The organism is Thiomonas delicata, assembly GCF_900088825.1.
Lineage (GTDB): Bacteria > Pseudomonadota > Gammaproteobacteria > Burkholderiales > Burkholderiaceae_C > Thiomonas_A > Thiomonas_A delicata.
In genome coordinates this window covers 1,122,315-1,143,800 of sequence record NZ_LT592170.1, presented here as the reverse complement: position 1 = coordinate 1,143,800, position 21,486 = coordinate 1,122,315, and the positions used below count along the sequence as shown (strand labels likewise).

Here is a 21,486-nt window from a genome sequence, read left to right as displayed (position 1 = left end):
ATGCCGACGGCAGCCACTATGGACCCATCTCGAGCTATACAGCTGAGCTTTCTGACGCAGGGATGGAACTGACTATGTGGTTCCAGATGGAACGCTCAAGGTTACTGGGGTAACTTTGGAATCACAGCCCACCCAGATTTCATGCTGTTGACGTGGACCTCGGCTGGATTGACATACTCAGCGCAGCCGTTCGTTCACCAGTTCTTTAACCTCCCGCATGAACCCGGCATAACGCCCGCCCAGCGCCTTGCGGCTGTGCGCGCTCGCCGCGGCCACATCCCCGCCCTGCTGCTCGATGCGCTCCATGCCGCGCATCCAGTCCTGCACGGCACGGGTTCTCGCCGCGTCGGTCTGGGCCTGCTGCCATGCGGCCAGCGCCGCATCGACTGCCCGCATTTCGGGCGGGCCAGCGTCGGCCTGCGGATTCAAGGGCTTGGCGGCGGTCGGGGCCGACTTCTCCACAGTCTTTGGGGACAACTGTGGCGGGCGCTGCAAGCGCCGCTGCTCATCCTGCACCACGGCCTGCAAGTCGGCATCCATGACCTCGATGCCCAGCCGCACGGCCTGCCGTGCCGCGCGTTCCCGGAATTCGCTGCTGCCGGTGATGTCCACCTTGCCGCCATACTTCTGCGCGGCCATGCGTAGCGCGGCTTCCAGACTGTCCGCGCCCTTGTCGTGCAGGACGATACGCGGGCCGGTGTCGGTGAATCTGTCCCGCCCCTGCGCGTCGCGGTACAGCACGAGCTGGCGTTTGCGGTCGATCTGCGCCTCCAGTCCGGCCAGCGTGAGCTTGCGCAGCGGGTCGAGTTCCTCGCCCTCGATGCCGTCCTGCTGTTGGTTCTTCTTGCGCTGCTCGCGGTAACGAATGCCGCGCAACGCGGCCTGCGCCGCTTCATCGCCTTGGCTTGCTTCGCGCTCCACCCACTTGCGCCAGACTTCCTGCTTGGGCAATTTGACCGAGAGCGCCTTGCGCTCTGCCGCCTGACGCTTCTGCAAGGCTTCGCGCTGCTGCGCCGCCTTGAGCGCCCACAGGGATTGCACCACGGCGAGCGGCTGGCCCTGCTGCCGGGCTTGGGTGGTCAGGGTCTTGCGCTCCTGGCGGGTTTGCGCGGCCAGTTCCTGCCGTTCGCGCTGGTGGCGGCTGCGCAGTTCGGCGCGCTGCTGGGGCCGCTGCGCGCGCGCTGCGGCTTGTTCGGCTTCGAAGCGGGCGGCGAGGGCCGCGCGGGCATCTGCGCGCAGTTGTCGGCGCAGCGCGCGGAGGTCGGGGTCGCGGGCTGAGATTTTTTGGGGCGCGCGTTCCGGTTTGTCGGTTTGGCGGCGGCTGGTCTTGACGTACTGCGCGTAGGCCTTCGGTGTCCCTGCCTGGGTTTGCAGTGCAGGGACGAAGGGGCCGAGTCGTTTTTCCAGTTCGGCCTTGCTGGCCCAGCGCCCCAGTTGAGAGGCTTTGGCGGCCAGGATGCGGCCATTATCAAGCTGGGTGGTGACCACCAGCCCGGAGCCCTTGGCCTGAAGGGTGACGCCGTGCTGCGCCAGAGCCTGATGGGCATCGGCCCAGGTCGAGCTGGGGGCTTGCAGTGCGGCGCGCAGGTCTCGGGCGGGATGGACGGCGACCCAGGACTGGAAGGAGTCGGCGCCGAGCCGGTATTCCGCTGCGGCTGCGCCACGGGTCAGTCGCAGCGCGCCGTCTTCTTTCAGCAGCCCACGCTCCCGGCGTTCCGCCCGGCTCATGCGCACGATGGTCGGCCCCTGGTCGGTGTCCAGGGTGATGTAGGGGCCGTTGGCGCGGGCATAGCCGAATTCGAGTTCGAGTTCGCGCATGCAGCGGTCGAGGATGAAATAGTCTTTCTTGAACGGCGGCTGCACAGCGATGAGTTTTTCCGGGTGCACGCGGTTGATGACCAGGTGCACATGATCGTTGTCGGTGTCGCGGTGGGTGGCCCAGGCGGCCTGATGCTCACCAAATCCCAGCGCGTCCATGACGTGCTTGCAGGCGTGTTCGGCCTGCTGCACCGTGGGATGTTCGCCCTCCTGCCAGGTGATGGCGACGTGATAGACGGGGTTGCCCTTGAACCGGCCCTTGCGCTCGCAGTCTCGGGCTGTGCCATCACAGACGCCGGCGAGGTCTTCTGCGTAGGCGAGGCGATGTTCGTCGAGCGTCCAGTAGAGCTGATCGTCGTCGATATTGAAGTGGCCGCCGTCCAGGGTCTGTCCGGGCGGCAGTTCGTCGTGGGCGCGCATGACGTAGCGCATGACGTGGGCGAATCCCTTGCTGGGTGCGCCGGGTTTGAGGGTGATGACTTTTGCGAGCATCAGGGTGTCCTTCTCAGGATGGCGGCGGTGCGCTGGAGTTCTTCGACCAGTTGCCACCAGCGGCGGCGATCGTCTCCGGTAGCCCAACCTTTGTCTTTGGGATAGAGGTGTTTGAGCAGGCGTCCGAGCTGGTCGATGCGCTGCGCGGCGGTGTCGTCGGCGCGGCTGATCACGGGTTGAAGGGTGGCGCGCAGCCGGATGAGTTCCGACACACTCTTGCGGGCGGCCTGTGCCTGGTGGCGCAGGTCGGCGAGCTGGGCGGTGGTGAGGCGCACGCGCACGGTGTGGGGTTTGCGATCTTGTGGGTCCATGCCGTGACTCTGCGAGACGGGGACGGCACGGTCTGTCTGCGTCGTGTGTCGCTGCTGGTCAGTCGTGAGGCGGTTTGATCCGGGCGTGTGTCGGAGCTGTCCAAACCTTCGATGCGTAAAAACCTTGCAAGGTAATGTTTCGTGGGACATTTCGGACACCGCTGGACGCGGCTGTCCGACGCCTGGCGGCGCCATGTCACACGAAACGCTTGGTCAGGCTCCGCCCGACACCCTTTTGGACACGATCTGTCGCGCAGCGGACGCGCTTCGCCGATGTGCGGATGCCATTGCCGGTTCTCCGCGGTTCCCTTGTCGCACGCTGGCCCCACCTCGCAGAGTCCGGGTAGGGCGCTGATGAAAGGCGCACACATGAGGAATCACGATGACGCAAAACGAGGACAAGCCGGAAGCGCCAGACGACACGGGCGCATTCGACCGCGACGCGGCCCTCCAGCAACTGAAGCAGACGCAAGCCGAGTTGCGGGAAATCGCACGGCGCAAGCGAGAAACCGCACAGGCGCGCGCCCGTGCCGAAGAAGCCAGCAATCCACGGCAGTTCGCGCTCAACAGTCTGATGGCGATCGAGGACGAACTGTTCGCCCTGTTCGATAGCGACGAGAAGCCCGCCGAGATTCTGGCTTACCTGAAGAAGTGCATGCCAAGCATTCCGGCGGACGACTTGCGACATGCTCTGGACGCGATTCGGAAACGACGGGGACGGTTTGACCTGCGTGCACCGTCGCCCGTGCCCGCGACGCCCAAAGCCAGACCGGCACCGGCCCGCCCCCCATCGGCCTCACCCATGGTCAAGCGCCCCGCCGCAAAGACGCCAACCGCCGCAAGCGCCCCGCCGACTGCACGCGGACTGGAAGGTCTGGAGCTGCCGCCCTGGGCGGACGGCTCTGACCGCCTGCCGGAGGAATCGGAGGCGGACTACATCCTGCGCAAGAACCTGGAGGGGCCGCCCGAGGCGCGGCGCAAGTTCATCGGCGAGCACAACGCCTGATTTCCCGGCTGCCGCCGGACGCCGCCGGGGCGCTGCCCGGTCATTTTTTCATCCTGACTGAAAGGTTTTTCATCATGCTCAAGACATTCATCATCGATGGCGACAAAGGCGGCGTCGGCAAGAGCCTGGCCGCCCGAGCGCTGGTTCATCACTTCCTGTCCAGAGAAGAGGAGCAGCGTCCCCGTCTGGTGGTCTATGACGCCGATCTCTCCAACCCGGACGTGTGCGGCGAAGGAGGGCTGCGGCCTGGCGGCGGCATCGCCAGCACGGCGCTGCTCGATCTTTCCACCGAGAGCGGCTGGATCGATCTGGGCACGAAGCTGGCCATGCTCGGCGCTGCCGCCCAGACGGCGGAGTACCGCATCATCATCAATATGCCGGCGCAGATCGGCACGCGGGCATTCGACGGGTCGATCCACATCGTCGGCGAGGTGCTGCGCGAGGCCAATGCGGTGCCGGTGTGGCTGCTCAGCCGCACTCAGGAGAGCATCCGGGCGCTGGATTACCGCCTGCGCAATATGCCCGCGCGCTATGAGGCGGGCATCGTGGTGAAGAACCTGTTCTTCGGCTCGGCGGACAAGTTCGTGCTCTGGCAGACCGACCCGCTGCGGCAGCGTCTGGTGGAGGAAGGCGCCTGGGTCGAGACCGAACTGCCGGAGATGAACGACCAGCTCGCGGTGATGATCGGGCGTCGCCCGTTCCATGAGGTACTGGCTTCGGGCATCGACGGTCGGCCGCTGCCGTATGGCTACCGGCTGGCCCTGCAGTCCTGGCTCAAACGGGCCGGGGCGGCGCTGGAGCCGATCGAGTCTGTGGATGTGGAGGTGGTGTGATGGCCTACAGCAATTCGGAACAGGTGTTCATGGATGTGCTCGGGCGGCTGCCCGCCGAGGACGAATGGAAAGAGATTCGTTCTCTGCTGGGCATCATGCAGCGCGCCCAGTTTGAGGTCGATGACCCAAGCAACATCCCTCAGGTCACGCTGGTTGCCTGGGGCTGGGCGCGCAGCACGCCGAGGGCGGATGTGCTCGCCGCAGTGAAGGCGGCGGTGCTGGAGTCGGGCAAGGCGGATGCGGCGCCGATGGATTTGACGCCGGTGATCGTCGGCTTGCGCGGCCTGCAGGAGGCGGCGGCGCGGCCGGTGAACGCGAAGGTGGATGAGGGGGTGGTCAGGTCGGCGGTGCGAGAAGGGGTGACCAGCGGTTTGCGGGAGCTGTTTTCGCTGACCTCGATGGCGATCCTGGGCGTGGTCATCGCTTTCTCGTTGTTTGTTGGTTTCTTGGCAGGCAAGCTCCAGTTGGAGCAGACGGTGCAGTTGCAGCAGCAGATGATTCAGAAGCTGACGGCTCCTGACCATGCGCCGCGCTTTGGCAAGTGAATGGCCGATCCTCGCCGCGGCTGCCGCCGGCAGCGCCTGGCTGTGGGGCGGTTCCAGCCTGCTTGGGCCGACTGCGTCGCTGTGCCTTCCCTTGTTGGTGGCGGGGAGCGGCACGGCGCGGCGACGGTTCGGGGTGGCGCTGGCCTATTACGCGGTGGGCTGCTGGCCGATCGTTTCGGCGGTGTTGGGCTATTGGGGGAAGCATCACGCCTTGATGGCCTGCGCGGCATGGGCAGGGGCGTCGCTGGCGTTGTCCTTGCCGTGGGCGCTGCCGCCCCGGCGCGGCGGCTTGCTGGGCGCGCTGCTGCTGACCGCCCTGCCCCCGCTGGGCGTGATCGGCTGGCTCTCCCCGATGAATGCCGCAGGCGTGCTGTTCCCGGCGATGGGATGGATCGGTTTGCTGCTCATGCTGGCTCTCGCGGTCATCCTTCCGCTGGCTTTGCGCGACGGGGAGGGTTCGCGCCGAGTGCTGGTTTCACTGCTGGTGGGCGCGGTCTTGGCGAATGCCGCTGCAGTGGTCAAGCATGGAATCGGGCTTGCTCCGGCTTTGCCAGAAGGCTGGGTTGGCATACACACGCAGATCAAGCCGGACGACGGCAATGTCCTGGCCGGCATCGCCAACAATCAAGCGGTGATCGCCGCAGGTCTCTCCCAGGGGGCTGCGGCGCGGGTGCTGGTGTTTCCTGAAGCCATCCTGCCAGACTGGTACGACGGCACCCGAGCGCAGTTCGCTGCAGCGGTGCCGCCGGGGCAGGTCTGGCTGCTCGGCGTGCAGATGGATGCGCGCGATGCGGTCGTGCAGGTCCGGCATGGGTACGCCGATCCGGTGCCGGTCGCAGAGGCTGCGGGCCTGCTGCTGGGCGGTGACTGGCAGCCTTGGAATCCGCGCACCCTGCGTCCTGCCTGGTGGCAACGGGTGTTCGATCTGGACGGGCAGCGCGTGTGGGCCGCGATTTGCGTGGAGCAGGTGCAGCCGTGGACGTGGCTTGAGGCGCTGTGGCAGCGGCCTACGGTGATTGTGGCGCAGTCCAATGCGTGGTGGGCGGCGCCGGGGAGCGCAGCGCCGGGGATTCAGGCGGCGAGCACGCGGGCGTGGGCGCGGTTGATGGGGGTGGGGGTGGTGGGGGCGGTGAATCGGTGAGCCGCACTAAAGTGAACCGGGCGCCTTGCTCATCCCCTTTGTTATGGGCTTGGCTTCCTTGTACTTATCCTCCCAACAGTAATCTATGCGTCGCCAATTTCTGCTGGCCACGGAAACGACGACCAAACTTAGGGCACGATGGAACAGAAAACTATGTTCTTTCAACGTGCACTTGAACTCGGGCAACTTCCCGAGTTCGCTTTTCAAGCGCCTTCTTGTACGGTTTGCCCATAGGTAAGCGAAGAATGTGCCATTCACAACGTGTGATTCAAATCGAGCATCGGGCGGAGCAATATTCATCAGTTCTTTAACGATTTGGGGAACCGCTGCTGGACTCCACGGCGCATCGAAGTGGCAAAGAAACGCGATGCCGTTGTGCCGGTCGATTCCGAACCAAGCTGTACATGTAAAGATATTTCGTGTTACCAAGCGGACCGCGCCTGATTTGGCGCTCGCTAGCGCATACTCGCGCTGGCGGACGTTAATTTGTCGTGGCGTTTGTTCCATCATCGCTCGACACCCGTCCGCCCCGGTCGTTTCATGCGCCGCTGCGCCTGCTCTGGTTCTCGTCCAGGCTGCCTGCCTTCAATTACTTCGAGATAGCTGTCCAGTGAGCGCAGGGTTTCCTGCGCCACCAAGCGCGTGATGTCACCATAGTCTTTGGTCACGCAGGCGCGATCGAGCGCTTCGTAGTAGGCGGGCCGGTTCTCTGCGCGAATCACCGCTGGGGGATACCCTTCCTGCATGAGCACGGCATTCATCAGCAGTCTTCCGGTGCGGCCATTGCCGTCAACGAACGGGTGGATTTCGACGAAGCGGGTATGAAATTCCGCAGCGCGAGCCACGGGGTGCAGACCATGCGATGGCGGGCTGTCGAGCCACCGTATCAGTTCGGTCATGCGCTCGGGCACTTGCACTGCGGCGGGCGGCGTATGACTCGCCCCTACGATGGCGACGTTTTCTGTGCGGTAGCGCCCGGCATGCTCCGGGGCTATGCCTTTGAGTACGATCTGGTGGATGCCGCGCACGTCCCATTCGGTCATCTGCTTGCCCGACTGGATCAGCGATTCCACGGCCCCGATGGCTTCCTGATGATTGATCGCTTCGAGGTGTTCCCTCAGCGATTTGCCGCCCACGGTAATGCCTTCGAGCACGACCTGCGTCTCACGCAGCGTCAGGGTGTTGCCCTCGATGGCGTTGGAGTTGTAGGTCCACTCCAGCGCCAGTTTGTCATGCAGACTGGCGACCGTTGCTGGCGGCAGCGGCCGCAGGGCGTCGAGCTGCGCCTTGCGGGTGTCTATGAGCTTTAGCAGCGCGGCTAGTGATTGGGACATAGGTCGATTCTAGGTTTTACGCTCGGGCTCCCGCCCTCTCTTCCCACTTCGTCCCGAGCTTGCCTTCATCCTTTCGATCCGGCCACCAGGCCCCCTTGCACCCGCCGCAGCGGTAGTAGGGCTTGCCGGTCTTGGTCTCATTCTTGAAAGTGGGCTTCTTGCAGCTCAGGCACTTCGGGCCAGATGCGGGCGCTTTGGCCGCTGCGCCCTCGCTCTGGTGCTTGTCCTCGAAGCGCTTGCCGGGTTTGCCGCCGTCGTCACCAAATGCGGCGTCGCAATCCAGGCAGCGGTGATAGGTCGCCCCGGCCTTACTGGTGCGCTGGGCGCAGCGGCCGCCGCCGCAGGCGGGACAGGCATGGAGAATGGCGGGCGTTGCACCGAGTTGGCCGCCCAACAGCTTTTGGGTGGACTCGCGCACGGCGTCGATCTGGGCCGTCATGAATTCGTCGAAGGTGCTGCGGGCACTGGCGATGGCCGCAAGCGCGTCTTCCTGTAGCGCAGTCGTGCCGGGGTCGGCCAGGTCAGGGGCGACCTTGCGCAGCATGTCAATGAGTTGCACGCCGTGCTCGGTCGGGTGAATCTCTTTCTTTTTGCGCTCAGCGTATTCGCGGGCGATCAGGACTTCGATCATCGAGGCCCGCGTCGCCTCGGTGCCCAGCCCGGAGGTCTCCTTCAGACGGGCTTTGAGCTTGGAGTCGGTGACCAGCTTGTGCACGCCGGTCATGGCGGCGATGAGCGTGCCGTCGGTGTAAGGTTTGGGCGGGCTGGTGCGCTTGGCCTGCACTTGCGCGGATTCACAGGTCAATTGCTGGCCCTCGGTGAGGATGGGCAGTCTGGCGGGCTGTTCGGGCTCGCCGTCTTCCGCGCTGCTGTCACCTTGCCCGAGCTGCGTCCAGCCGGGTTCCTGCACGATGCGGGCGCTCGCCTTGAAGCGCTCGCCGCCCGGGAATGTGAACAGGGCTTCGCGGGTCTCGAAGGTTTCCGGCGGCATGAACAGGCGCAGGTAGGACTCGCGCAGCAGGCCGTACACCGCCTTGGCGTTCCCGGACAGGCCCGATGCCTCGGCGAGGCTGCGGCCCGTGGGGATGATGCCGTGGTGGGCTTCGACCTTGGCGGTGTTCCAGGCGGGATGACGGCGTTCAGGGTCGATGCCAGCGATGTCCGCTGCGCCCAGGGCGCGAATGATCTGCGCGGCGGCGACGTGCATTTCGGCGGGGAGCCAGGGACAGTCGGAGCGCGGGTAGCTGGCGAGCTTGGCTTCGTACAGATTCTGCGCCGCGGCCAGCGTGTCCTTGGCGGACAGTCCCAGACGGCTGCTGGCCGTCTTCTGCAGAGTGCTGAGGGCATAAGGCATCGGCGCCTGACGCTCGCCCGCCTTGCGGGTGAAAGCGGAGACGGTCGCGCGCCGGCCCTGCACCGCCTGGGCGCAGGCCTCGGCGGCAGACTTGTCCAGAAGCAGGCCATCCTCGGTTTGCAGGTCTTCGGGAATCTGCCAGAGGGCGCGGATGTCGCCGTCGAGGGCGGCCTGCACCTGGTAATGATCGCGCGGCTTGAAGTTCTGGATGTCGCGCTGCCGATCTACGAGCAGCGCCAGGGTCGGGGTCTGCACGCGGCCCACGCTCCAGGCGCCCTGCACGCCGCAGGCCTGCAGGTTGCGGCTCAGGGCGATGGAGGCGTTCATGCCCATGAGCCAGTCGGCACGCTGGCGCGCCAGGGCGGATTCATAGAGGGGACGCATGGCGTCGTTGTTCTTGAGACTCACCAGCGCGCGCCGCACGCTTTCGTCGTCCAGGCTCGACAGCCACAGGCGGGAGGTCTTGCCCTTCCAGTTCAGGAACAGCAAGACCTCATCGACCAGCAACTGGCCCTCGCGGTCGGCGTCGCCGGCATTGACGACTTCCGATGTATCTTTGAGCAGATCGCGGATCACCTTGACCTGCTTGCCCGCGCCGCCGTCGCGCGGCGAGAGTTTCCAGGCTATGGGGACGACGGGCAGATGCGAGGCCAGCACCTTGCCGCCGGCAACGTAATCCTCGGGTCTTGCTTGTTCGAGCAGGTGCCCGAAGCACCAGGTCACGCGGGTCTTGGCCTGCGGGCATTCGATGTAGCCGTCGTTGCGTCTGGCGCCGCCGATGACACCGGCGATGGCTTGGGCGACGGAGGGTTTTTCGGCGATGATGAGGCGCATGCTGTGTCTCCAGGAAGGGGGGATGGTTCTCTGGAGACTCTGCGCGGTGGGGTCATGAGGCAGTTGTCCCACGCCCACAGAATCTGGGCAAGGGCGCGCACGCGCCGATCAATCACATTCCCCATGAACGCTATCGCCTTGATGCAGCAATGTGCACCTCAGATCGCCCCGGTGACCCTGGCCGCGGTGGTGCAGCAGGAAAGCGGGGGCAATGCGCTGGCTCTGCATGACAACACCAGTGGCAAGAGCTATGCGCCGACGACAGTTGCCGAGGCCGCACGGCTGGCGAGGGAGTTGATCGCCCAGGGGCACTCGGTGGACATCGGCCTGGCGCAGATCAACAGCGGAAACCTGCCCCGGCTGGGGCTGGGCGTCGATCAGGTTCTCAATCTCTGTACGAACCTGCGCGCTGCGCAGAGTGTCCTGATGGAGGGGTGGGCACGCTCGGGCAATCTGCGTGCCACGTTGTCGGCGTACAACACGGGCAGGCTCCGCAGCCCGGTGGGCATGGCTTATGGGGAGAAGGTTTTCGGGAAAGCGGGCGTGGTCGTGCCAGCCATTCCGGGCGGACAGATCGCATCATGGGCCACTGTCGGCGCCGCGCTGCCGCCGGTGCGGCCTGTCGTCACCTGGACGCCGCAGGCGAGCCCGCTGGTGCCCAAGGGTGATGGGCTGGCTGCGAAGTGGTGACTCACCGCTCGTTGCCGTGATCTTTCCGGCTGCGCGGCGGCTGGCTTGATCCGGGGCGTTCTGGGGTGATGGCTTCACCGTGCTGACGCACCACTGCTGCGATGATGTCACGAAACAGACCCGTGACTAAAGCCGGGTCGAGGCCATTTGCCCGCGCGAGTTGCTCATAGCGCAACTGCTGGGCAGATTCGCGCTCTGCGTCTACCGCTGGCAGCGCATGATGCGCCTTGAGTTGCCCGACCTGCCGGGTGACCGCGAAGCGTCTGGCGAGAAGCTCAATGATCTGTCCGTCGATCCTGTCGATCTCTGAGCGCAAGGTCTGCAACATCCTCTGCATCACTTCTTGCCTTGTCGGGTGGCGTCAGGTGCACCTTGATTGTGCTCCGCTGCCAACAAAGCCATGCCGCGGGCGATGCCCTCGGTCATCTGCCTGTCGGCTTCCTCATGGGACAGCCTGAACACCCCCTTGGGAAGAAGGATGCGTGTGCGGGCGAGGCTGTGAAAGGCGTCGTTGAAACGCCCGAACTCCTCCAGCGCTCCGGCTCTGGCGTGCAGGGTGATCGTGTGGGGCTTCCGGTGGCCGACGGTTTTCATATTCGGCATTATCCTGCGAGACCTCCGCCCTGCGCCAAGCCGCTGCTCTGCTGACGCACGGCTTGGCGCAGCCGCCATCTGTTCTTACCGCACAGCCGGGCCACTTCGCTGAGAGGCCGGTCGCAGTGGGTGACCAGGGCGACTGTGGTCGGCAGACCGTGCAGGGATTTGCGGCTGGCGAGTTCGAGGTCGTCACGGATCTGGTCTTCAGCCTGGCGCTGCGCGCTGGCGATGAGCGCGGCCTCCACCCCCGGTGCCTGCAGGACATCGGGCAGCCTCTGGCGGATGGGTTGGTCGTGGTCATTGGTCAGGATGTCATCGAGCGAGGACATCGGCCGCCAGCGCTCGACCAGACCCCACATGCGGCCCATGATGTAGTTCTTGGGGGTGCCCAGCAGGGGATTGAAGGCGTCCAGGCCTGCGGCGTGCTCAAGACAGAAGAGGTACAGGCTCTGGCGCACATCGTCCATGCTCAGGGTGCTGACTCCTGCAAACAGATGGACCTGTTCATCGAGCAGGCTCGTGAACAGCGCCTGGGCGGCCTGTGTTGTCGTCATCTGCGCCTCATTCATGGCCTGCTCCCTGCCGATGGGCCAGATAGACTGCGACCGCTTCCTGCAGGATGTCGTCCAGATCACGGTTCTCGTCGACCATGATGCGCTGCAGGGCTTGCTTTTGACCCTGCCGCAGGGTGATGGTGATAGCGTTGTCCGGCGGCGGGTTTTCTTTTCGCCAGCCGATGTCCTGTTCGGCGGATGCGCAGGCCTGCGCGGAGGCAGATACGCAGGCTTGTGCCGCTTCACCCTCCGCGTGCGCCGCAGAGGGTGGAGCTTCTGGGGCGGCAGGCGCCAGATGCCGTTGTCGGCGCGCCTCCTTCTGTCGGGACGCCTGACGGGCTTCGTCGCAGCGGGCCACGGTGATGGTGTCGCTGGACTCCAGCACGGTGCCCTGCTCGGCTTGGTCGAGCGCAGCGAAGGACTCCCAGGCGGAGACCGACTGCAAACGCCCCAGGCTGGCCAGCTCGCGAGCCAGAGGATTGCGGGCGAAGGACAGCATGCTGCTCACCCAGGCCTCGCGCCTGGCGAGGGCCTTGGCGATGCTCGGCGGCGTCATGCCTGCGCCGACGAGCCGCAGCACCGTGTCGGCGGCATCTTCCAGACTGAATTCCTGCCGGTGCATGTTCTCGGTGGCGCGCAGCACCACGGGGGCGGCACCGATGGGTGAGAACACCCGCGCCAGCAGGGTGCGCCAGCCCAGCAGTCGGGCAGCGCGCACGCGCCGTTCGCCATAGATCAGTGACCAGTTCTTCCCTGCGGCGCGCACGCCGATGGGTTGAAGCTGGCCGACGATTTGAAGACTCCGGGCCAGGTCGTCGAGGGTGTCGGCATCGAGGCGACGCACGGGGAAGTCGCTCTCGGTCTGCACGGCATCGAGTGGAACGGCGCGCAGTTGCTGCGGGTCGGCGCCGGGGGTGCCGAAGTCCAGGGGAAGGGCTGTGGTGGAGGTCATGGCGGTCGCTTGCATGGTGGGGAGGAGTTGAGAGGATCAGGCGCTGGCGGCGCGGCGGGTGAATTTCTCTTGCAGGGCGGCGAGCTGGGCTCGGATGGTTTCCGGGGCGGGTGGGGACTCCTTGGGCGGGGTGGAGGTTTGCGGGGGCTGGTGGTTGCGGGCGCGCACGGCATCGAGCTGGGCAGCGCGTTTGCTGGCGGCCATCCAGTCGGCTCTCACCTTGCTGGCATCGGCCAGCAGGGTGCCAAGATCGTGTCCCTTGCGGACGTACCAGTCGTGGTTGCTCTGGAGGTAGTGAACGGCGACGGCCGGAGCTTGCTGGCCCAGGCTGCGGGTGAGGCTGGCGAGCTGGTAGTTCACCTTTCCGTCGCGCAGCGGTGGCGCGTCGTAGCGGGACTGGAAGGCCTCGCTGTAGTGCTGCCAGAGTTGCTCGGCGAGTTGTTTTTCTGCAGGCGTGAGTGACGGGTGTTTGCCTTTGGCTTTGCCGTCCATCGGCGCCGGGTTGGGGCTCGTGTCTTGTGTCTGAGAGATGGGGGGCGGCGAAGGCGCGTGAGCGCCTGCAGACGCGGGCATTGCCTGCAGGATGGGCAGGTGACGCTGGGGCTGTGACGCAGTGACGGGCGTCACTTCTTGCGTCACACCGGGCGTCACAGGTGACGCGTCACGCGCGTCACTCCCTTTCTCTTTCTCTTCTTCTTTGGAGGGTGGGGTGTGGGGAGGGGGCGTCACGGGTGACGCGTCACAGCCGTCACATGTGACGTCACTGGTGACGTCACCGAGCGTCACTCCCGGCGTCACATGTGACGCTTGTGACGCGGCGTCACGCTCGGCTTTCTGCCGGGCGCGCAGGCGGCGCATGCGCTCGGCGCTGCTGCTGATGCGCCGGGCCGGGGCGCTGTCGTCGAGGCGCTCTCGCACTTTGTCGAAGGCGTCCAGCGCGAACTCGGCGATGACGGGGTGATACAAACGGCCGTCGCTGCACAACATCCAGCCGCGCAGGGCCTGGTCTTTGATCTTGCGCCAGCGCTGCGGGGTGACGTGGGCCAGCCAGGCCAGGGACCTGTCGTCCGACGGCAGGCTGGCGGCTGGCACCTGCTGCCAGCTTGTCAGCATCAGCGTCATGCCGGCCTTGAAGGCGGGGCAGTCGGTCTGGGCGATGAAGTCGGAGTTGAGCAGGCGCGTCACGTCCAGCGGCATGTGAGGCATGGCGCGCAGGTCGCAGGTGGGTGGGGTGAGAGGAGCGGGGCTGATGTCACGGCTGGGAGAGACCTGCGTCATGCCGCCCTCCCCTGCTCCGCCATCGTTTGCGCCCCCAGATCCACCACCCGCACCAGATCGGCGATCCGCCAGCGGGTGAGGCCGCCGATGCGCACGGGCTGCGGCAAGACCCCCGCGCTGACGTTACGCCAGAAGGTCGATCGGCCCATCGAAAGCATGCGGGCCGCTTCCTCCGCAGTCACGAGTAGTCTCAGGGGTTCATTCACGGCTGTCCTCTTGCGGTGGCCCGGCGCCGGGCGCGGATTCGGTCACGGCAGGAGCACCCGGTGCGCGCACCAGTTCCGGCCAGATCAGATGCCAGTCATTGGGTCGGAGATCCCAACGGCGAACCGCCAGCGCGTACTCGATTGCATGGCATCGTCGCGGAGGTACCGGACGCAGCCCCTTGATCCATTGATGCAGGGTGGGGGGCCTCACGCCGATCATGCGTGCACAAGCGGACAGACCGCCATGGGCTGAGGTCGCTTCGGATAGACGAGTGTTGGCTCTCATCAGGCCAGTATAAGGTATTGCATTATTTTATAAAAGTGCATTGCCTTATTTTTTGCTTTGCGTTCAAATAAGGCAATGCTTACAGGCAAAGAACTTGGCGCCGCGATAGAGGCGGCGCGACTGAAAAAAGGCGTGTCGAAGGTCACCCTGGCGCGCGCCATGGAGATCAAGCCACCGTCTGTACAGGACTGGATCCACCATGGTCGCGTGGCCAAGTCTCGCCTCGGCGCCCTGTTTCAATATTTCTCAGACGTCGTCGGACCGGAACACTGGGGGGTGCGCGAAGAGTGGGGATACAACCCCTCCCTGCGCATCGTCGATGGGATGGTCACCCTGCCTCAGTACGACCTGAAGGCGGCCGCAGGGCCGGGACGCTACCTGGAGGCCCAGCTGCGCGTCGGCGCTGTGCAGGTCTGTCAAGACATCGTGGCCCGCATCCTGCGCAACTCAGGCGTGGCGCTGACTTCGCTTGCGCTGGTCACGGTCGCAGGCGACTCGATGGAGCCCACGATCAATGACGGCGACATCGTCGTCATTGATCGATCGGTGGAGACCATCGATCGTGACGGCGTCTACCTCTTCACCTTCGGCGACGAAACCTTTATCAAACGCATCCAGCGCATGCCGAAGTCCCTGTCCGTCAACTCGGACAATGGCCTCTACAAGGGATGGGAGATCTCTTCTGAAGAAACGTCCAGCCTGCACGTTCACGGCCGCGTGATCTGGGCATGGCTCGGCAAGCCCATCTGATCGTCGGCGGCCCATGAACGCCCTGGGTCAATCTGCATAAAAAAATAGGGAATACCTATTTACTAGATGTTAGGCATTACGTACTATTCGTTCCATCCCCTCGATGGAGTGAAGCATGCCCTCTCTCAACAAGGTGCAACTGATCGGTCACCTCGGCCGCGACCCCGAGGTGCGTTACACCGCAGACGGCGTGGCCGTCGCCACGCTCGCGCTTGCGACCTCACGCGCCTGGAAAGACAAAGGCGGTGAGCGACGTGAAGACACCGAATGGTCGCGCGTCGTGCTGTTCGGGCGACTGGCCGAGATTGCGGCGGACTTTTTGTCCAAGGGCACCCAGGCTTATATCGAGGGCCAGTTGCGCACCCGCAAATGGGCCGACAAAGATGGGACGGAGCGGTATACAACCGAGGTCGTGGCCGATGAGCTGCTGTTGTTGACCCGGCGGGAGAAGGACAAGCCTGCTGATGCAGCCGCTGCTGCTGCGACTGCGACAGGCGGGCTGGAATGGCCTGTGCTGGGCGATCCGTCGGGGAGCGCGTCATGATGTTCAAACGCGCCCCCGTGAACGATGCCTTGGTCGGTGATCGCGATGGGTTCGCCGGGCGCGACCCGAATCCGGCGCTCTGGCCGCGCGAGGCTTACCGGCGCGGTTACGCGCAGGGCCTGCTCACTCGTGCGGAGCGGATTGCTCAGGGCGCTCTGCCGTTGCCAGTGGCGAGGCGTTCGGTCGCGGAGGTACGGCAGTGACGCGCTACTGCAATGAGTCCTCGTCCACCGGCCCTTCAACTGCTGCGGGACCCGGCCCTGCCAGGAGCCAGGGTGAAGCCTGGTTGCTTGCCCATCCGAAGTGGAACGGTGCAGAAAATGCTTGGTGCAAGGCCAGCCAGGGCGATGCCTGATGAAGGAGTATTCGATATGCAATACGTCGGCATGACATTCATCGTCGCCCTCTTGGCCCTCGTGTGGTTCGCGGACCTGTTCATGCGCGCACCGCTCGGAATCAAGCTGCTTTTTCTGTCTCCTCTGCTGTGGGCGACGGCCAAGCTCTTGTGGGCCGTTTACAAGCGGCTGGCCTGGGAAATCAAGCGTCGTCGCAGGGCCGCGCGCAACCAGCGCGTCGCGGATTGAACAGGAGGCCACACCATGCTCAAGGAATGGCTTGAATGCCCGCAACGGCTTATTGCGTTCGCGCGCATCGGCCTGCACCCTAGTCCTGCTGACATCGAGGCGGCGATCCGCTGCCTCGACAAGGCGCAGGATGCCATGCGCAACAACGGCCAAAGCGCGGTCGCGCTGCACCCAGCCCGTGCGGCGCTGGTCTCTTTGCGCTGGGGCCATCTGCCGCATCGGGATGCCTGCATTTCGGCGGTTTTGAGCTTGGGCTCGGTGATGGCGCTCGGTGAGGCGGCTGAGTAGGTGCGAGGCGATGGACATCGGATCCATGGTCGCCAGCTCTCTTCCACTCTCTGGTGCATGGGCTGATCTACAACGTGATGTTCATGGCCGAGCGACATCTGGCGGTCATGCAGACGGCGGGGCAGGCGGTTGTGGTGATCGCTGGGATAGGGCTGGCAACAATGTGGCTTGGAGGGAAACGGCAATGACAACACCACGGGTCTATCTGGCCGGGCCAGACTTGTTCTTTGAAGATCGGGATGCTCGCTACGCGCGCCTGCGGGCTGCCTGCGCACACGCGGGCCTGGAAGCGGTGACGCCGACCGATGGTCTCGAAGTCCATACGGAAGGGCCGCTGCCGTTGGCCGAGCAGATTTACCAGCATAACCTTCACCAGTTGCGCACCTGCGATGCGGTGTTGGTGAATCTCAGCCCGTTCCGCGGCGTGGAGCCCGACAGCGGCTCTGTGTTCGAGGCCGCTTTCGCCCTGGCCACGGGCAAGCCGGTGGCGGGGTGGATCGGGGATGCCTGGAGCACGACTCAGCGGCGTGCGGTGCTGCGCAAGGTCTGGCGTGACGCCGATGGCCGGGTGCGCGACAAGACCGATGGTGGTCTGGTGGAGGATTTTGGCCTACCCGTCAATCTGATGTTGGCTTGCAGTTTTGCCGTGATGCCAACGCCATGGCATGCGATCGATCGTCTGGCGGAGTTATTGGGGGTTGAACTGAGGGCGAATGGAGTGCTTGAATCTCACGCCTGACAGTTGGCATGCGAACGGCATCGCGAATGTCCGCCGGTCGGGCGTGGCTTTCTGTCGTCATAGCGGGCCGAAGCGGGTGGTGGATCCCCAACGCACTCCGACCGCCCTCCCCATCCAAAATCGAGTGAACGCGTTCGAGATACCGCTCGCACTCCTCCAAGTTTCCACTGAACCCAATGAAGCCATCAGGGCGAACCAGACAGACCTCTCCCGGACGGGCCGCCGTCACAACCTGGTACCCATCGCTATCGAGCGTGTAGCTCTGCGAGACGTGCCCCCATCGCGCTCGCATCTTGGCCAATTTGGACACATCTGTTCCCTCCGGCACGAGGATCGCATGTCGGCCTGTTCTGGGCAGATCATAGGAATTCGCGACCTCCATAGTCGGCGAATTGACGGGGAAAAACGGTACGTGTCGGCCCACCATGCTGCCGTAGACCGAATGGTCGAAAGCCAGTCCAGAGAACTGCTGCGCGACGATGTCTCTCAGGCTGCGCCTATTGGCGAAGCCCGGGCGATAGAGGTCGTGGACAGGTCCGTGCTTTTCCAATCCGAAGATCGCCCGGGTGTGCTCTGAGGTGCAGTGCTCTACTCGCTCGACCGCGAGTAGGCGTTCCTCGGCGTAGCTGTTCAAGAGCCGCCTTCCGGCTAGGCCTCGCATGTAGTAAGCGAGCTTCCAGCCGAGATTGACGGCATCTTGAATGCCGGTGTTCATCCCTTGCCCGCCAATCGGGCTGAACAGGTGCAGGGCGTCCCCGGCGAGGAAAACTCTTCCTTCCTGCGCACCGCTGGCAAGGCGCGTGAAGATGGGGGCGCTGGAAGACCAGGCCAAGGACGCAATTCGAAAGCCCTGAACGTGGTAACGGTCCAAACAGGCCTGCAGCTACGAGACTGTCGGCTTGGGTCGGCCTGCGGGGAGTGGCTGGCGTCGACCGACGACCAAGCGGGTCAGTCCGTTGTCCATCGGCAAGAAGATAAGAAACCCGTCATCCCAGAGGTGATATGTCGTCCAGACTTGGTGACGACCACCTTCGAAGGCTACGTCTCCCATCACGAAATGGAGCCCGTAATCACTGCCCGAGAAGGCGATTCCAGACAATTCGCGAACCGTGCTGTGCGCCCCGTCGCACCCTACGATGAAGTCGTATCGGGAAGAGTCGGTCCGATTGTCTTGATGAACGCGGATGGTGGCTTCAACGCCGCCTGGAATTTGCCGCAAATGGACGAGTTCATGCCCATCGTGGACCACGCCCCCGAGCGAGCAGAGCTTCTCTCTCAAGACCTCTTCGGTGCGCGGTTGGGGCAAACTCAGGTAGTAGTCGTACAGACCACCCAGTCTGTGTTTGTCGATGTGCGAGAAGCGCCTGCCGCCCGAATAGAGATAGATGTCCGAGATCGCCTTGCCGGCCTGGGCGATCTCTTCTTGCAAGCTCAAGCCATGAAATGCCTTCAGGGATGCCGCATTGAGGCTCAGGGCCTTGGAATAGGACCCGGCACTACTGCCCCGTTCGATCAAGTCCACAGGTACGCCAAACCTTTTCAGCTGCAAGGCCAACGTCAGACCAACCGGCCCCGCGCCAACTACCAGCACTCGACGATTCATGGTTCCTCCTGTGGTGGCCGAGCGGCTGGCGATCAGCCCGATCTTCTACTCGAAAGTTCAGGGATAGATGTCGTGGTGCGTATTCCGGCGAACGTGACCGCTGATTCCGGTCATCGTGACCGATGGTGGTGTTGCGCGGCTTGATTTTAGGTTTGGCTTGCTTTGAGGGTTGGCTTTCCTTTCTCAAATTGTTGTTGAAACGGTTTCGTCAGGCCCCCGCCAGGCCGCCGGAGGCACCCCCCGATCGGGCATGTATGCATGATCCCGCTCGACAGGCATCAGAGAATCAATCGGTATCTTTGCTTGCGGGCGCCTGCGAGCCCGCCTTGCCTTTGGCCGGCACCTTCTTGCGCAACGACTCTCCGGTGAGCGTGAGTCGGTGATGGCTTTGCATCAGCCGATCCAGCATCGCGTCGGCCATCGTGGCGTCACCAATCCATTCGTGCCAATGCTCAATGGGCAACTGGCTGGTGATGATCGTGGCGCGGCTGGCCGCCCGGTCATCAATGATCTCCAGCAAATCGGCCCGCGTTTGCGCATCCATGGCCGTCATCCCCCAGTCATCGAGCAGCAACACGTCCGTGTTCTTGAGCGTGTCCAACCAACGCGTGAAGGTGCCATTGGCGTGCCGTATGCGCAGCTCCTCGCCCAGGCGGGGCACGCGTTGGTAGATGGCGCTGTGGCCACGCCTGCAAGCGTGCTGCGCCAAGGCGCACCCCAACCACGATTTGCCCGCCCCGGTGGGGCCGGTAATCAGCACCGCATGCCCGGCCTGCACCCAATCGCCCAGGGCCAGGCTCATCACCGCGCTGCGCTCAATGCCGCGCGTGCTGCGGCTGTCCAAGTCCTCAATGGCGGCCTGTGGGTATTTGAGCTTGGCCAACTTGAGCAGGCGCGCGCAGCGCCGGTCCTGCCGGCCATGCACTTCGCGGTCCACCAGCAGGGCGAGCCGCTCCTCAAAGCTCATGGCGGCCATGCCGCCGGTGCGCAGTTGCTGCTCCAGGGCCTGGGCCATGGTCTCCAGCCGCAAGCCGCGCAGCTGATTCAGGGTCGTGTTCATCATCATGGTCGTCTCGTTCTCGTGTGGGATGTTCATTGGTAGTAATCCGCGCCGCGCACATGCGCGTGCGACGGGCTCGTCCACTCGGGCGTGGTGCTGGCTTGCAGCAGGTCGCGCCGGTTCACCAAGATGTCGCGGATGTGCGTGTACTTGGAGGTGCCCAACGCGCACGCCAACACGCAGGCCGCCTCCAGGCGTGCGTCGCCGTAGCGTTTGCTCAAGGACAACAACCCCAGGCACGCTCGGTACGCGTGCTCGGGATGCCGCTGCCGCTCCAGCATCCGGCGCACCGTGAGGGCGCAGGCCACGCCGACACGCTCGCCCCAATGGATGAGCCGCTCGGGCGTCCACTGGGCCTGGGCTTGGTGCCGATCGGGCAGGTGTTCAGCCACGGTGGTGAAGCCCCCCGGGTGCGCACAGCGCCTGTGGCTGGCCACGCGTTGCCCGCGGTGCACCACCTCCACGGCACTGGCCGTGATGCGCAGCTCCAGCGCCATGCCCACCAGGGCGTGGGGCACGCTGTAGCGGTGGGCTTCGAACTCGATGTGGCTGTCGATATGCACGCGCACGGTTTTGAAGACCGCCCATTCCCAGGCTTGCAGCGGCAGCGCCATCAGCGCCGGGGCATCGATTTCCTTGAACACGCTGGCCCGGCAGCCGGGCAGCTTCTGGAAGGCGCGCTGGTTGAGGTATTCCAGCAGCGGGGCCATGGCGTCGTTGACGTCGTCGATGGTGGCGAACTGGATCTTGCGCAGGCGCGCCAAGATCCAGCGCTCCACCAGTTGCACGCTGAGCTCGACCTTGGCTTTGTCCTGTGGGTGATAAGCCCGCGCGGGCAGCACCGAGCAGCCGTAGTGGCGGGCAAAGTCGAGCACGGTGTCGTTCAACTGTGGCTCGTAGCGGTTGGCGCTTTTGACCAAGGCGCGTGGGTTGTCTGGGACGATGAGTTGCGGCACGCCGCCAAAGAAGGTCAGCGCGCGCGCCGTGGCGCCGAGCCAGTCGCAGGCCGTTTGCGCCGGCGTGGCCAGCGCGAAGCAGTAGCCCGAGGCGCCCATGGCGGCGACAAAGATGTTGGCGCGCTGGCCATTGGTCAAAGCCACCGTGGGTCCGGCGTAGTCGATGAACAGCTTCTCGCCGGCGCGGTGGACTTGGCGCATTGAGCGCTTCAGACGATTGGCAAACTGGCGGTAGTTCTCGCAGAACTGCGAGTAGCGCCAGGGTTTGACGGGATGCTCGGGGTCGTGTTCGTCGCCGGTCTGGGCGCAGTATTCCTCCCACAGCAGTGCCAGCGTCATGCCTTTGCGGCGCAGCTCCTGGTGAATGCGGCCGTAGTCGGCCTGGGCGTAGATATCGCTGGGCCGCGGTGCGGAAAGAAGCTGCCGCTCCAGGGCTGCTTCGTCCATCGCTGCCACGGTGGGCCAGTCCAGGCCGGCGGCCACGGCCAAGCCGACGTACTTGGTGACCACACCTTTGGAGATGCCCAGAGCGGTGGCTATTTGCTGGTGGGATTGCCCACCTTCGAGTTTGAGACGCAAGGCGTCTTTGAGTTTGCGCATGTTGATCCTTGGGGCGGCCATGGGGCTCCTGCAAATGCAGTGAAGCTACTTGGTCCGCCAGGTTGATTCATGCGCAACACCATTCCGGTGTCGTAGTCCAACGGCCCGGTCACGATGACCGGATTCGCCGG

At 64.6% G+C, this 21,486-nt stretch carries 25 protein-coding genes and 1 pseudogene; 11 read left to right on the top strand and 15 right to left on the bottom strand.

The genetic code is table 11. From position 1 onward, the window contains the following. Positions 1–177 precede the first annotated feature (177 nt). Positions 178–2,310 carry a TraI/MobA(P) family conjugative relaxase gene (gene traI / locus THIARS_RS05420; protein WP_094159791.1) on the bottom strand — a complete coding sequence of 711 codons (2,133 nt, stop codon included), beginning with the start codon at positions 2,308–2,310 and terminating at the stop codon, positions 178–180. Beyond that, on the bottom strand, positions 2,310–2,621 hold the full coding sequence (locus tag THIARS_RS05415) for a plasmid mobilization protein (RefSeq protein ID WP_094159790.1): 312 nt from the start codon (positions 2,619–2,621) through the stop codon (positions 2,310–2,312). The genes traI and THIARS_RS05415 overlap by 1 nt, the downstream gene beginning before the upstream one ends. Positions 2,622–3,003: 382 nt before the next feature. Between THIARS_RS05415 and THIARS_RS05410 the strand changes: the two genes are divergently transcribed. The 4 genes from THIARS_RS05410 to THIARS_RS05395 all read left to right on the top strand — a co-directional run bounded on the left by THIARS_RS05410 (position 3,004) and on the right by THIARS_RS05395 (position 6,146). Beyond that, on the top strand, positions 3,004–3,627 hold the full coding sequence (locus tag THIARS_RS05410) for a hypothetical protein (RefSeq protein ID WP_094159789.1): 624 nt from the start codon (positions 3,004–3,006) through the stop codon (positions 3,625–3,627). Between the two features lie 74 nt (positions 3,628–3,701). Beyond that, positions 3,702–4,460, top strand: coding sequence for a hypothetical protein (locus THIARS_RS05405; protein ID WP_094159788.1), 759 nt, complete (start codon positions 3,702–3,704; stop codon positions 4,458–4,460). Beyond that, positions 4,460–5,005, top strand: a complete 546-nt coding sequence (locus tag THIARS_RS05400; RefSeq protein ID WP_094159787.1) for a hypothetical protein — start codon at positions 4,460–4,462, stop codon at positions 5,003–5,005. The genes THIARS_RS05405 and THIARS_RS05400 overlap by 1 nt, the downstream gene beginning before the upstream one ends. Continuing rightward, positions 4,983–6,146, top strand: coding sequence for a carbon-nitrogen hydrolase family protein (locus THIARS_RS05395; protein ID WP_094159786.1), 1,164 nt, complete (start codon positions 4,983–4,985; stop codon positions 6,144–6,146). The genes THIARS_RS05400 and THIARS_RS05395 overlap by 23 nt, the downstream gene beginning before the upstream one ends. 6 nt (positions 6,147–6,152) lie before the next feature. Here the strand turns inward: THIARS_RS05395 and THIARS_RS18190 are convergent, their stop codons facing one another. Genes THIARS_RS18190 through THIARS_RS05385 form a run of 3 tightly spaced genes read right to left on the bottom strand, consistent with a single transcriptional unit; the run spans position 6,153 to position 9,668 of the window. Then, positions 6,153–6,653: a hypothetical protein gene (locus THIARS_RS18190; protein ID WP_141202339.1), complete on the bottom strand. Its 501-nt coding sequence runs from the start codon at positions 6,651–6,653 to the stop codon at positions 6,153–6,155. Next, positions 6,653–7,480, bottom strand: a complete 828-nt coding sequence (locus THIARS_RS05390) for a Fic family protein (protein WP_094159785.1) — start codon at positions 7,478–7,480, stop codon at positions 6,653–6,655. Before THIARS_RS05390 ends, THIARS_RS18190 begins: the two co-directional genes overlap by 1 nt. 16 nt (positions 7,481–7,496) lie before the next feature. After that, the gene (locus THIARS_RS05385; protein ID WP_094159784.1) at positions 7,497–9,668 is read right to left on the bottom strand and encodes a DNA topoisomerase 3; all 2,172 of its coding nucleotides are present in this window, start codon (positions 9,666–9,668) and stop codon (positions 7,497–7,499) included. Positions 9,669–9,791: 123 nt separating this feature from the next. Here THIARS_RS05385 and THIARS_RS05380 point away from each other — a divergent pair, with 123 nt between their 5' ends. Then, entirely contained in the window at positions 9,792–10,358 is a 567-nt protein-coding gene (locus THIARS_RS05380) for a lytic transglycosylase domain-containing protein (protein WP_013123596.1), read from the top strand. Between the two features lies 1 nt (position 10,359). Here THIARS_RS05380 and THIARS_RS05375 read toward each other — a convergent pair whose 3' ends face one another. The 7 genes from THIARS_RS05375 to THIARS_RS05345 are packed head-to-tail and all read right to left on the bottom strand — an operon-like array spanning position 10,360 to position 14,231. Further along, positions 10,360–10,686 (bottom strand): chorismate mutase, encoded by a 327-nt coding sequence (locus THIARS_RS05375; protein WP_245845546.1) that lies wholly within the window; start codon positions 10,684–10,686, stop codon positions 10,360–10,362. Between the two features lie 8 nt (positions 10,687–10,694). Then, entirely contained in the window at positions 10,695–10,952 is a 258-nt protein-coding gene (locus THIARS_RS05370) for a hypothetical protein (protein ID WP_141202338.1), read from the bottom strand. 8 nt (positions 10,953–10,960) lie between these two features. After that, on the bottom strand, positions 10,961–11,524 hold the full coding sequence (locus THIARS_RS05365) for a hypothetical protein (RefSeq protein ID WP_094159782.1): 564 nt from the start codon (positions 11,522–11,524) through the stop codon (positions 10,961–10,963). Beyond that, the gene (locus tag THIARS_RS05360) at positions 11,517–12,476 is read right to left on the bottom strand and encodes a ParB/RepB/Spo0J family partition protein (RefSeq protein ID WP_094159781.1); all 960 of its coding nucleotides are present in this window, start codon (positions 12,474–12,476) and stop codon (positions 11,517–11,519) included. Before THIARS_RS05360 ends, THIARS_RS05365 begins: the two co-directional genes overlap by 8 nt. A gap of 21 nt (positions 12,477–12,497) precedes the next feature. Continuing rightward, positions 12,498–13,739 carry a DUF1376 domain-containing protein gene (locus THIARS_RS05355; protein WP_094159780.1) on the bottom strand — a complete coding sequence of 414 codons (1,242 nt, stop codon included), beginning with the start codon at positions 13,737–13,739 and terminating at the stop codon, positions 12,498–12,500. Continuing rightward, on the bottom strand, positions 13,736–13,945 hold the full coding sequence (locus THIARS_RS05350; RefSeq protein WP_013123602.1) for a helix-turn-helix transcriptional regulator: 210 nt from the start codon (positions 13,943–13,945) through the stop codon (positions 13,736–13,738). Before THIARS_RS05350 ends, THIARS_RS05355 begins: the two co-directional genes overlap by 4 nt. After that, entirely contained in the window at positions 13,938–14,231 is a 294-nt protein-coding gene (locus THIARS_RS05345; RefSeq protein ID WP_013123603.1) for a transcriptional regulator, read from the bottom strand. Before THIARS_RS05345 ends, THIARS_RS05350 begins: the two co-directional genes overlap by 8 nt. Positions 14,232–14,306: 75 nt before the next feature. Here THIARS_RS05345 and THIARS_RS05340 point away from each other — a divergent pair, with 75 nt between their 5' ends. The 6 genes from THIARS_RS05340 (at position 14,307) to THIARS_RS18880 (ending at position 17,136) form a co-directional block, all read left to right on the top strand. Next, on the top strand, positions 14,307–14,981 hold the full coding sequence (locus tag THIARS_RS05340; RefSeq protein WP_013123604.1) for a S24 family peptidase: 675 nt from the start codon (positions 14,307–14,309) through the stop codon (positions 14,979–14,981). Positions 14,982–15,096: 115 nt separating this feature from the next. Further along, the gene (locus tag THIARS_RS05335) at positions 15,097–15,525 is read left to right on the top strand and encodes a single-stranded DNA-binding protein (RefSeq protein WP_013123605.1); all 429 of its coding nucleotides are present in this window, start codon (positions 15,097–15,099) and stop codon (positions 15,523–15,525) included. Next, positions 15,522–15,728 (top strand): hypothetical protein, encoded by a 207-nt coding sequence (locus THIARS_RS05330; protein WP_013123606.1) that lies wholly within the window; start codon positions 15,522–15,524, stop codon positions 15,726–15,728. Before THIARS_RS05335 ends, THIARS_RS05330 begins: the two co-directional genes overlap by 4 nt. 168 nt (positions 15,729–15,896) lie before the next feature. Next, complete coding sequence (locus THIARS_RS05325) at positions 15,897–16,109, top strand: hypothetical protein (protein WP_094159779.1); 213 nt, start codon at positions 15,897–15,899, stop codon at positions 16,107–16,109. 15 nt (positions 16,110–16,124) lie between these two features. Next, the gene (locus THIARS_RS05320; RefSeq protein WP_094159778.1) at positions 16,125–16,397 is read left to right on the top strand and encodes a hypothetical protein; all 273 of its coding nucleotides are present in this window, start codon (positions 16,125–16,127) and stop codon (positions 16,395–16,397) included. A gap of 184 nt (positions 16,398–16,581) precedes the next feature. Next, positions 16,582–17,136 (top strand): nucleoside 2-deoxyribosyltransferase, encoded by a 555-nt coding sequence (locus THIARS_RS18880; RefSeq protein ID WP_094159777.1) that lies wholly within the window; start codon positions 16,582–16,584, stop codon positions 17,134–17,136. Positions 17,137–17,782: 646 nt separating this feature from the next. Here THIARS_RS18880 and THIARS_RS05305 read toward each other — a convergent pair. The 3 genes and pseudogenes from THIARS_RS05305 to istA all read right to left on the bottom strand — a co-directional run. After that, a pseudogene (locus THIARS_RS05305) lies at positions 17,783–18,739 on the bottom strand (FAD-dependent oxidoreductase); the annotation flags it as partial. Between the two features lie 286 nt (positions 18,740–19,025). Continuing rightward, the gene (istB, locus tag THIARS_RS05300; RefSeq protein WP_094158947.1) at positions 19,026–19,805 is read right to left on the bottom strand and encodes an IS21-like element helper ATPase IstB; all 780 of its coding nucleotides are present in this window, start codon (positions 19,803–19,805) and stop codon (positions 19,026–19,028) included. Positions 19,806–19,831: 26 nt separating this feature from the next. After that, positions 19,832–21,376 (bottom strand): IS21 family transposase, encoded by a 1,545-nt coding sequence (gene istA / locus THIARS_RS05295; protein ID WP_094158946.1) that lies wholly within the window; start codon positions 21,374–21,376, stop codon positions 19,832–19,834. Positions 21,377–21,486 lie beyond the last annotated feature (110 nt).